This is a genomic window from Photorhabdus sp. RM71S (assembly GCF_042879355.1).
Classification (GTDB): domain Bacteria; phylum Pseudomonadota; class Gammaproteobacteria; order Enterobacterales; family Enterobacteriaceae; genus Photorhabdus; species Photorhabdus kayaii.
Genome location: NZ_JBHFKV010000008.1, coordinates 21168 through 33269, shown reverse-complemented (window position 1 = coordinate 33269; position 12102 = coordinate 21168). Strand labels below are relative to the sequence as shown.

Sequence of the window (12102 nt, the reverse complement as noted above, 5' to 3'; positions counted from 1 at the left end):
TTATTTACAAGCTCATTAAAGTCATCTCCTAACAATAATTTCAGCCAGCATTTCCTCATATTCATCATAATAGCCCACTTCCACAAAACCAAAACGTTGATAAAATGATTTATGGCGTTCGCTAGTTTCGTCATAACAGACAGTAATCCTGTGACAATCAGGCTGCTGTTTCATTTCATCCAGTAATAACTGCATCGCCGCTCCGCCAATACCTTGGTTTTGGTAAGACTTATCAATCATCATTCGATACAGATTATATTCGTTGGGTTTGCCTTCATTAACGCAGCGTTCATACATTGCAAAACCCACCACCTCCTCGTCGTAGCAGATCACTCTTGCTCTGCAATATTCATTAAAATGTGATTCGACAATTGACTCTGAATTTGGTGCGACGAAAACTTCCTGTCCAGGTTCAACTTCAAGAGACATTACATCCTCATAGTTGTCTTTATCGACATCAATCAAAGATACTTTCATAATTAACCTACTCGCTTTCTAAGAAATATAATTAAGATACGGACGGTACTTCTCGAAAAAATTTTCGCGCTTCATTAATCCCAAAAGTCCACATAAACTTAGCCAATTGTAATACAAATTTTCACTCGGCATTTTTTCTTTAATGCTCTTAAAACTGACAAGGGCCGAAGATCGAGTATGAAAATCGATATTAAAAGAAATGCTATCAGTCAACGTTCTTACATGATGAAGCATACCCGCTGGCATGATTAATATATCGCCTTGATGCACCTCAATCGTGGATTTGTTTATCTCACCCACATGCTGAATTTCAGGATTATACTCAAACCAGCGCCACCCTCGACGAGAACAGGCATCTCTTTTTTCCCAAGGAATAAAAGAGAATCTTTTACTTCCCTTTATCTGAAAAAATAGATTGTTCGTTCTTAATGTATCAAAATGCAGTGGCGTTATAGCGCCAGCTGGAGACATAAAAAATTGAACAAATTTCCACCATTCATTGCGATAAAGCTCTGGCAAAATAGTTAGAGGAAAATCACCAACATCATCAAGTAACTGCTGAGCTTGTAAAAAGATAGGAATGTCATGACAATAGGGAATATCGTTACCCATCTCCCCTTTTTTATATGCATTCAGAATTTCTAAATAACGATACATTTTGGTTTGCTCAGAACGCACGCCATTTGCATCAAAAAATTTGATCACAACGTCAATTTGAGGACATTTATCTTGAAAGTATTTAGCATCCCATTGTCTTATCGCAAGCCAGTCTTGCAATAATCCTCGGTAAACAATTACGTATCCCCGAGCAAGTGTCTGATGAAATTCAAGCTGATTAAACTTAGTAAGTTCTACTACACGGCTCATAATTCTACACTCCTAGCTAATAATTGCTGCTAACCGGTAACCTTTGAACTTTACTTTCGACGTTATCACTGTTCCTCGCTTTTAAACTGGCGAGAGCCTGTTCTATAATCTTCAATCCTTTTACAAGTGTCTCTTCATCAATAGTCAAAGCAGGCATCAATTTCAACACTTCATCATTGGGGCCGCACAACTCCACAATCAAACCATTTTCAAAACAATGCTTCACCAAATACTGTGTTAATGAGGAATCAATCATTTCTATACCTTGCATGAATCCAATCCCTTTAACTCGCAGTACAAGTTCATGATACTCTTTAGCTAAAGCGTTCAAGTGCGTTCGAATTAATTCAGCCTTATACTGAATTATTTTCTGAAAAGAACTGTCGCCCCAATATTCATTTAACATCGCTTTTGAAGCAACAAATGCTAAGTTATTACCTCGAAATGTGCCGTTGTCTTCTGCCGGTTTCCACACATCGATATCGGGAGAAATAAGCAGTAAAGACATAGGCAGCCCAATACCGCCAATAGATTTAGAAAGACAAACGAGATCAGGTTTAATATTTGCGCGCTCAAAACTAAAGAATGTTCCGGTACGACCACAGCCAGATTGAATGTCATCAACGATTAGTAGAATGTTGAACTCTTCGGTCAATTCTCTCAACGCTCTCAACCATTCAACAGAAGCAACATTTAATCCGCCTTCTCCTTGTACAGTCTCAAGAATTACCGCTGCGGGAAGATCAACCCCTGAACTAGAATCGGTAAGTAGCTTTCTAAAATATCCTATATAATTAAATTCTCCATCGATATAACCATCAAATGGTAAGCGCGTAATCTGAGAATATAACCCAGGTTGGCGATGATGTTGACTACCTGTTAAACTGAGCGACACCCCTGTCATACCGTGAAAGGCGTTGGTAAAACAAACAATATTTTCTCTTTTTGTATACTTTCTTGCTAATTTTACCGCAGATTCAATGACGCTCGTACCCGTAGGGCTGGTAAATTGTAAACGATATTCAAGCTGTCTTGGTTGCAAAATTTTATCAACAAATGTCGATATAAACTCCATTTTTGCTTCCGAGTACAAATCAAGCCCCATAATAATACCATCATCTTGAATATACTTAAAAATTTGTTGTTTTATGATTGTATTATTATGTCCATAGTTCAGTGCGCCAGCGCCACATAAAAAATCAATGTAACTGTTACCATCTATATCAATTAAGGTAGAACCTATACCACTTCTAAATACTACGGGAAATCTACGGCAATATGAACGAGCTTTAGACTCATAATTATTAAATATTTCTTCTATTTCCATAATAACTCCACAGTAATTCAGATAAAAGCCAAATTGATTTAAGTCGGAGTAATCTGTTTATATTGAGACAATCATAAAATAATAACTAAAAAAGTTATTTCTGTTGTAACTTTCTCATTATAATCTTTAGCTTAAAACCTATCAAAGTAATCGGATATTTTCCTATTTTTCGACCATACATACAGCCCTAAATCCTCTACCGATAAATACAGGTTTGAAGCGCATTTCATCATATCACTATTTTATTCCCTAATCTATTTTTCTAAAAAATAGCCATCTCTGCTATCTGTAATTGTTGCCTGTAATTATTTCCTGTAATTGCTATCTATAATTGTTGCCTTTTATAATAGGTATGGATAGACTTGTATTCACATAATGGTTTTGCAAACATAGAACTCCGCATATTTCTAATATCTTTTTTATTCCATAATGCCATTTTTAAATCTACCGCGGTTATAACCCCATTCAAATTATAGCCAATTAGCTTCGTGCTACTTAATTCTCTACTTCGATATATGTTGGAAAATAATAGCCAGCCAACTTATGCGAAGGCAAAAGTAAAACACATCTTGAAATAATTTTTTATATTTAAAGTACAAAGGGAACATTAACATAGGCTGAACATTAACACAAACAAAACACTAATAAAAGCCAAACACTAATCAAAAAAAAACGAATATATTAGAAAGAAACCCTCGGAGTTAATTACAAGAGTTATAGTTGTGCTCAACAAACGAAATCATCAGATATTCAAATGCCACTTTCCTCTTTAGAAAATCAACAAGGAAAAATAAAAGTGCCGCAATATCATGACAAGCTATTTACTGAAACAGCTTCTCGAATGACATCCAGTGCAGTAGGATTTTCAATTAGGGCAAGATCACCGGGTTCACGCCCTTCACAGATTGCCTGCATGGTTCGACGCAACATTTTTCCTGAACGTGTTTTGGGAAGCTGAGAGACAAAATAGACTCGTGCCGGGCGGCCTACGCTACCAATTTGTTTATTTACCAAATCCATCAAAACCTTTTCCAAAATAGCAAAATGCTCGGCATTCTGGATCTCCTTTCCATCTTTGAGAACAGCAAAGGCTACCGCGACTTGCCCTTTGATAGCATCCTTAATGCCAATCACAGCTACTTCGGCAACATCTTCATGGCTGGCAATACACTCTTCTATCTCCCGCGTTCCCAGACGGTGCCCAGCAACATTAATCACATCATCCGAACGCCCCAAAATAAAATAATAGCCGTCGCTATCACGGATACCCCAATCGAATGTGGAATAAACAGCATGCTCAAAGTATCGCCAATAGGTATTGATAAAACGTGTATCATCACCATAGATAGTTTGAATACAACCCGGAGGTAAAGGTCCTTCAATAACGAGCATACCTTTTTCGTTATCACCACACGCTTTGCCAGTCAGTTCATTAATGAGCTTGACATGAAAGCCATACATCGGAAAGCCTGGACTGCCAAATCGACTCGGCCTGTCATCCAAGGCACGAGCGATAGCCATAATCGGCCAACCTGTTTCAGTCTGCCAGTAATTATCAATAACAGGGACGTTGATAGCCTCAGAAATCCAGCGGGCAGTATGCTCATCTAGCGGTTCTCCCGCCAAATACAATGTCTTAAGTGATGAAATATCGTATTTACCAATACATTCAATTGGATATTTTTTCAGTACACGTATAGCTGTAGGTGCAGAAAACATCCGTGTTACTTGATATTTCTCCACTATTTTCCACCAAATGCCCGCATCTGGCCGTATCGGCAGCCCCTCATACATAATCGTCGCCATTCCTGCAATTAAAGGAGCATAAACAATATAAGAATGCCCGACGATCCAACCAATATCTGAGGTGCTAAAAAATACCTCTCCCGCTTTACCACCAAAAATGATATCCATAGATGTTGCCAAGGCAACGGCATAACCGCCAACATCACGCTGCACGCCCTTTGGGGTGCCCGTTGTACCGGAAGTATAGAGCACACAGGAGGTTTCATTTGATTCAAGCCAGGTCACTGGCACATCAGCATCAAAGTGTTCTTGCCGCAATGTAGCGAAATCAACATCTCTGCCCGGCATCCAAACCATTTCCGCCAGCCCGCGGTTAACCATCAACACATGACGGGGTTTGTGGTTCGCCAGTTCGATAGCTTCATCCAACAATGGCTTGTAAGGAATGACTTTGCCACCACGCGATCCCCCATCAGCAGATACCACCAACACCGGTTCAGCATTATCCAACCGTGTGGCAAGGCTCTGAGAAGCAAAACCACCAAAGACAACAGAGTGAACGGCACCAATACGGGCACAAGCGAGCAAAACAAACAACGCTTCAGCAATCATCGGCATATAAACCAAAACTCTGTCGCCTTTTTTAACGCCCAGAGAGAGCATCATGGCAGCCGCTCGATTCACTTCCTGATGTAATTCCCTGAAAGTAAATACTTTCTCACTATGAGTTTCTGTTGAGATGGTGATGAGCGCCTTAGCATCAGGCTGGCTTTCCAGCCAGCGATCCAACGCGTTGTAGCATAGGTTGGTTTTTCCCCCGCAAAACCAACCAGCAAAAGGAGGATTGCTATAGTCCAACACTTGCTCAAAAGGATGTTGCCAGAAAATACGTTGCGCCTGCTCAGCCCAGAAAGCGTTGGGATCATCAATGGACTGCTGATAAAAAGCGTTGAATGACATAATCTCTCCTATGTGCTGCCGTAGATGATAGAGCGGCACTTTGGGAGAGCGGCCGCCGATAGTATTGGAAATTCAGATAACGTATAAGTCGAGGTATTCGTTTACCGGCATGTTTTCTAGCAACGAACGGTCAAGGGAAACAGACAGGATTCTCCTCTGTTGCGTTTCAGGGAACTGACGTGCCAGGTTGGTTCTAAATTTTTTCAGCAATAATGGAATGCCTTCCTTACGGCGACGAGCATGGCCGATGGGGAATTCAACTTTAACTTCATCGAGCTGGCTGCCATCTGTAAACGTAACAGTTAATGCGTTAGCAATAGAGCGTTTTTCCGGATCATGATAATCATGGGTAAAATCAAGATCTTCAACACACACTACTTTTTCCCGCAGTGCATCAATGCGAGGATCTGCCGCAACGCTATCTTCATAATCCGCCGCAGTAAGACGACCAAAGATCAAAGGAATCGCAATCATGTACTGAATACAGTGGTCTCTGTCCGCGGGATTGTTTAACGGGCCTTGCTTATCGATAATCCGTATACAAGCTTCATGGGTACGAATAGTGATTTTTGTAATGTCATTGATAGTCTTACCGGCGTCTTTCAGTTGTTGATGCAGGCTCATTGCCGCTTCCACCGCAGTTTGCGCATGAAATTCTGCCGGGAAAGCGATTTTGAACAGCACGTTTTCCATCACATAAGAGCCATAGGCACGCTGGAATTTGAAAGGCTGACCATTGAACAAGACATCATAGAATCCCCACGTTTTTGCGGTTAATACCGAGGGATATCCCATTTCACCCTTTTGCGCCATCAGGGCCAAGCGAACCGCGCGGGATGTTGCATCACCGGCAGCCCAAGATTTACGTGAGCCGGTATTGGGAGCATGGCGGTAAGTTCGCAGCGATTGACCATCAACCCAAGCCAATGATACCGCACTCAGGATCTCTTCTCGATTCAACCCCAACATTTCAGCAACAACAGCGGTCGAAGCCACTTTTACCAGCACGACGTGATCTAAACCGACTTTATTGAATGCATTCTCCAGTGCAAGACATCCCTGTATTTCATGTGCTTTAACCATACCCGTCAAAACATCTTTGATCGTGAGCGGCTTTTTCCCACCAGCAACGGCATTTCTTGATAGCCAGTCAGCCACTGCCAAGATGCCACCGAGGTTATCGGATGGATGCCCCCATTCAGCAGCAAGCCATGTGTCATTGAAATCTAACCACCGGATCATCGTACCAATGTTAAATGCCGCCTGTACGGGATCGAGTTGAAACTGGGTTCCCGGTACCCGCACGCCATTGGGCACCACTGTCCCCGGCACAATCGGCCCTAGTAATTTCTTACAGGCCGGGTATTCCAGTGCCTCTAACCCACAACCCAGCGTATCCAGAAAGCAGTAATAAGCCGTTTCATAGGCAACGGATGATGTGATGGCGTATTCCATAACATAATCCACAATATCCACAATGACCTGATCATATTCAGGATGATTGCTTGCAACAGAGGTAGACATAATAATTCCTTGTTAAAAAAACACCCATGCAGGAATCTCTGCATCAAAAATAGCGTTACCCACGTTTACCTATTGGCGTAAATACTCGATTTTCTGGCCCGGTATAGTTGGCTGAAGGACGAATAATTTTGTTATCAATACGCTGTTCAATGATATGAGCAGCCCATCCCGCTGTACGGGCAATCACAAACAGTGGTGTAAACATCGCCGTTGGCACTCCCATCATGTGATAGGAAACCGCTGAGAACCAATCAAGATTCGGGAACATGTTTTTGGTGGCCCACATCACCGCTTCTAATCGATCCGCGATATCAAACATTTTGGTGGTTCCTGCCTCTTTAGAAAGTTGTAGAGCCACATCTTTAATTACTTTGTTACGGGGATCGGAAATAGTGTAAACCGGATGACCAAAGCCGATAATGACCTCTTTTCTCGCCAAACGCGCCAGAATATCACTCTCAGCCTCATCAGGATTCTCATAGCGCTGTTGAATTTCAAAAGAGACTTCGTTTGCTCCACCATGTTTTGGTCCTCTCAACGCACCAATCGCTCCAACGATGGCGGAGTAGATATCTGTGCCAGTTCCTGCAATAACACGACTGGTAAATGTCGAAGCATTAAATTCATGTTCGGCATACAGGATTAGGGAGGTATGCATAGCTTTTTCCCACGATTCACAGGGCTTTTTACCATGCAGGAGGTGCAGAAAATGTCCGCCTATCGACTCATCATCAGTTTCTACCTCAATGCGGCGTCCATTGTGGCTATAGTGATACCAATAGAGCAACATGGAGCTAAGAGAGGCCAGTAATCTGTCAGCAATATCACGCGCCCCCGCGAGGTTGTGATCATCTTTCTCAGGCAATGTACAACCCAGAACGGAGACGCCGGTACGCATAACATCCATCGGATGGGCGGCTGCGGGTAATGTTTCCAGTGCAGCCTTTACGCTACCCGGCAGACCTCGCAGTGCGGTTAATTTCGTTTTATAGGCAGCTAGTTCAGCACGGGAAGGCAATTTTTCATGGATCAGTAGGTACGCAACTTCTTCAAATTCACACTGGGTTGCAAGATCAAGAATATCGTAACCACGGTAGTGCAGATCATTACCGGTTTTCCCAACTGTACAAAGTGCCGTGTTACCCGCACTGATGCCAGAAAGGGCTACCGATTTTTTAGGCTTGAAAGTGGTTAACTCAGTCATCGTGTTCTGTTCGCTCATGGGTATCACCTCTACTGTTTTTATGCCATATAAAACGACGAATATCAGGTGGAGCTGTCCGTCATTGAGATTTTTTCTTGGAGAAAAGCAGATCTAATTTTTGTTCAAAATCGTAGTAGTTGATGCTTTCATATAACTCGTTGCGAGTCTGCATCATGCTGATCACACTCTTCTGTGTCCCTTCACGACGGAGTGTTGTGTAAACCTGCTCGGCTGCCTTATTCATTGCACGGAAAGCAGAAAGTGGATAAAGCGCAATAGAGACATCCACACTTTTCAACTCTTCAGTCGTGAAAAGTGGAGTCGCACCAAATTCAGTGATATTGGCTAATATTGGAACCCCGGTTGTTGACGCAAATGTTTGATACATATGTAATTCAGTGATCGCCTCTGGAAACAGCATGTCTGCTCCGGCTTCAATATAGGCTTTTGCCCGATCAAGCGCCGCTGCTAATCCTTCAACAGCCAAAGCATCAGTGCGAGCCATAATGACGAAATTTTTATCAGTACGGGCATCGACAGCGGCCTTGATGCGATCAACCATTTCCTCTTTGGATACAATCTCTTTATTCGGACGATGACCGCAACGCTTCGCACCGACCTGATCTTCAATATGCAGCCCCGCCGCCCCCGCTTTAATCATGGAACGCACTGTGCGAGCCACATTAAAGGCAGAAGAGCCAAAACCGATATCAGCATCCACCAACAATGGCAAATCGCATACGTCTGTAATACGACGGATATCTATTAACACATCATCCAGAGTTGAAATTCCCAGATCAGGCATACCCAACGAACCCGCCGATACACCGCCACCAGAAAGATAGATAGCTTTATAGCCAGCCCGTTTTGCCAGTAACGCATGATTCGCATTAATGGCGCCAATAACCTGTAGTGGAGATTCAGCCTCTATCGCCTGACGAAATGCCAAACCGGTCGAGGAAAACGTCATACATGACCTCATTGTTATTATAATGAAACACATTTGTTATCTAGCAATATTCGTACCAATAAAATTAGAAATGGCTGATGGTTTTAAAAAACAAACACAATAAAAAATTATTATATTGTTTTTTAATTGAAAAATAGCACTAAAAATATTTATTAGCTTGTCGGAAAGCACTATTGATAGAAAAACCCACCTGTTTCATAATGAATCAATTACGTTTCATGAAACATAAACGAAACAATTACGAAACATTGAATTATTGTGGTGGGAAAAGCGAATAAAATTCAGCTAAGAAAAATGAAAACAGAGTACAGATAGAGGAATAGCATGGCAGAAACACCATCAACAGAACGTGATAACCGTGATAAACCGGTCATTTGGACAGTATCTGTTTCCCGTCTTTTTGATCTCTTCCGTGATATCACACCAGAATTCGATCATCAGGCCAATATCACGCCTATCCAACTTGGGTTTGAAAATGCGGTTCAACATATTCGTCAACGGTTAACAACTGAATGTTGTGATGCCGTGCTCTGTGCCGGCTCTAATGGCGCCTATCTTAAAAGCCGTTTGCCAGTACCAGTCATCATTGCTAAGGCCAGTGGTTTCGATTTTATGCAGGCACTAGCCCGTGCACGACAAATCAGCTCCCGTATTGGTGTTATCACCTATCAGAATACATTACCTGCGCTAGAAGAATTTCAGCAACGGTTCAACTTGCGTATTGAACAACGCAGTTACGTAACGGAAGAAGATGCACGAGCCCAAGTCAATGCACTAAAAGCCATTGGCATTAAAGTGATTGTCGGTGCCGGGCTAATTACCGACCTCGCCTATGAAGCTGAATTGGTGGGTGTTTTTGTCTACTCTGCTGATTCTATTCGCCAGGCATTCCATGATGCACTGGATATTGCCAGAATGACCAAGCTCAGCCAAGCTTCAATTTCTGCCTATCCAACCGAGAATAGTTTACGTACCCGCCATACTCTCAATGATATCCGGGGAGATTCAGCGGTAATGGAACATGTGCGCAACACTATTATGCTATACGCCCGCTCGCCTGCCACAGTGCTAATACAGGGGGAAAGTGGTACAGGGAAGGAGCTGGTGGCACAAGCCATTCACCATGAATATGCCCTGCGGTATGGTCAGATTACAGGTAAACATCAACGGCCGTTTGTCGCCGTTAACTGTGGCGCCATTGCTAAATCCTTACTGGAAGCTGAATTGTTTGGTTATGAGGAAGGCGCTTTCACCGGATCTCGGCGGGGAGGTCGTGCAGGTCTTTTTGAGGTTGCGCATCGAGGCACGCTATTTTTGGATGAAATTGGTGAAATGCCACTGCCTCTTCAAACACGGCTATTGCGGGTACTGGAAGAAAAATCCGTTGTCAGAGTAGGAGGACACCACCCTATTGCCGTTGATGTTCGGATCATCTGCGCCACACATTGCGATTTGGATACTTGGGTTCAAGAAGGGCGTTTTCGAACAGACCTGTTCTATCGCCTAAGTGTATTGCGCATCAACATTCCGGCCCTCAGGGAAAGAGGTCATGATATTGGTATATTGGCGCTGGAATATCTGCGACGAGCATTTGCTGCATTAAATTTGCCGGTATCACAATCAAGAGTGCAAGAGCTTGCTGCTTGTCAGGAGGCATTGCAAGCCTATCATTGGCCCGGTAATGTCCGGGAACTACGTAATCTTATGGAGCGACTCACGTTATACCTTAGTGCCCATCCTGAGCATACCTTAACACCAGAATTGATATTGGCGCTTTCACCGGAGCGCCAATCTACACTCAAGCTGGCAGAACAAAGTATGAAGTCTTTCCTCTCTTTAACTCAACAATCTTCACTTGTTGCACCACTTTCAGCTCATGAAACCTTGAAACGATTTTCTGGCAATCACCATGCAACCGCGGAATATCTGGGGATTAGCCGTACTACGTTGTGGCGACGATTGAAGAAAGAGATGGCAGGGAATAAATAGCTAAAATGTTGCCTTGAAATGCTTACGGTAGTCCTGTGGAGTACTACTGAACGCCCGGAAGAAACTGCGGCGTAAAGTATCTTCACAGCCGAAACCGCAACGGGAGGCTATGCACTTGAGCGATAGCGTAGATTCAACCAAAAGATGACGCGCCGCTTCTAGGCGGAATCGCTCCACCGCTTTGGCTGGCGTAATCCCTGCATGTTGGCCATAGTGGCGCACGAAGCTACGCTCACTCATATTGGTACGAGCGGCCAAAGCTGCCACTGAAAGGTCTCCCGCCAAATTGTTAATCATCCAAGCGTGCAGATCTGCAAATTTACTCGTACTGCTTTGTAATGCCAGTGAAGCACTAAACTGTTCCTGTCCACCAGGACGTTTGAGAAACATAACGAGATCCCGCGCAACATCCAGTGCCAGTTTATGACCGAAATCTTCCTCCAGCAATGATAGAGCCAAATCGATTCCTGCGGTGACACCAGCAGAAGTCCACACCGGGCCATCCTGAATAAAGATAGGATCACATTCTACCCGCAACTTACTGTAACGCCGGGCCAGTTCAGCACAGCTATTCCAGTGCGTAACGACTCTGCGGCCATCAAGCAATCCGCAAGCAGCCAGAATGAATGCCCCGCTACATACAGACACAATACGCCTAGCCAGCGATGCATGTCCCTTTAACCAATTACGCAATGGCGGATGATTCGCCGCTGACTCAACGCCAATGCCCCCTGCAACAATCAGAGTATCGGCGGGAGAATCTAACTTAGGTAAAGGTTCTGCTTGCACAGTTATTCCAGCCTGCGTCATTACCTGTCCGGGATCACAAGCCACGACTTTTATGGCATAAGGCCGTTTGTGACCAGACTTCTCTGCTAGCTCATTAGCTGTGGTAAAGACCTGCAATGGCCCTGAAAGGTCCAGCAGATTTACGTTGGGGAAGATCAGAAAATAGAGAGTCTTAATGTCCATAAGGCAATTATGGCATTTGGCGTAAATCGTCGCAATATTGGCATATACGCCAATTAGTTTACGGTT

9 protein-coding genes are annotated in these 12102 nt (G+C 43.4%); 1 reads left to right on the top strand and 8 read right to left on the bottom strand.

What is annotated here, in order from left to right:
• Window positions 1-21: 21 nt before the first annotated feature.
• The 7 genes from ACGF5R_RS06655 to prpB all read right to left on the bottom strand — a co-directional run bounded on the left by ACGF5R_RS06655 (window position 22) and on the right by prpB (window position 9075).
• The gene (locus ACGF5R_RS06655) at window positions 22-477 is read right to left on the bottom strand and encodes a GNAT family N-acetyltransferase (RefSeq protein WP_112876702.1); all 456 of its coding nucleotides are present in this window, start codon (window positions 475-477) and stop codon (window positions 22-24) included.
• Between the two features lie 18 nt (window positions 478-495).
• The gene (locus tag ACGF5R_RS06650) at window positions 496-1344 is read right to left on the bottom strand and encodes a cupin-like domain-containing protein (protein WP_112876703.1); all 849 of its coding nucleotides are present in this window, start codon (window positions 1342-1344) and stop codon (window positions 496-498) included.
• 16 nt (window positions 1345-1360) lie between these two features.
• Window positions 1361-2671, bottom strand: a complete 1311-nt coding sequence (ectB, locus tag ACGF5R_RS06645; protein ID WP_192880989.1) for a diaminobutyrate--2-oxoglutarate transaminase — start codon at window positions 2669-2671, stop codon at window positions 1361-1363.
• A gap of 807 nt (window positions 2672-3478) precedes the next feature.
• Window positions 3479-5377, bottom strand: coding sequence for a propionate--CoA ligase (locus ACGF5R_RS06640; protein WP_262980179.1), 1899 nt, complete (start codon window positions 5375-5377; stop codon window positions 3479-3481).
• 72 nt (window positions 5378-5449) lie between these two features.
• Complete coding sequence (locus tag ACGF5R_RS06635) at window positions 5450-6901, bottom strand: bifunctional 2-methylcitrate dehydratase/aconitate hydratase (RefSeq protein WP_387690197.1); 1452 nt, start codon at window positions 6899-6901, stop codon at window positions 5450-5452.
• Window positions 6902-6956: 55 nt separating this feature from the next.
• Window positions 6957-8123 (bottom strand): 2-methylcitrate synthase, encoded by a 1167-nt coding sequence (gene prpC / locus ACGF5R_RS06630; protein WP_112876705.1) that lies wholly within the window; start codon window positions 8121-8123, stop codon window positions 6957-6959.
• Between the two features lie 61 nt (window positions 8124-8184).
• Complete coding sequence (prpB, locus tag ACGF5R_RS06625) at window positions 8185-9075, bottom strand: methylisocitrate lyase (protein ID WP_112876706.1); 891 nt, start codon at window positions 9073-9075, stop codon at window positions 8185-8187.
• 324 nt (window positions 9076-9399) lie between these two features.
• On the opposite strand from prpB, the gene prpR reads away from it, so the two are divergent.
• On the top strand, window positions 9400-11064 hold the full coding sequence (gene prpR, locus ACGF5R_RS06620; RefSeq protein ID WP_262980182.1) for a propionate catabolism operon regulatory protein PrpR: 1665 nt from the start codon (window positions 9400-9402) through the stop codon (window positions 11062-11064).
• Here prpR and ACGF5R_RS06615 read toward each other — a convergent pair whose 3' ends face one another.
• The gene (locus tag ACGF5R_RS06615) at window positions 11065-12036 is read right to left on the bottom strand and encodes a GlxA family transcriptional regulator (protein WP_112876708.1); all 972 of its coding nucleotides are present in this window, start codon (window positions 12034-12036) and stop codon (window positions 11065-11067) included.
• Window positions 12037-12102: the final 66 nt, after the last annotated feature.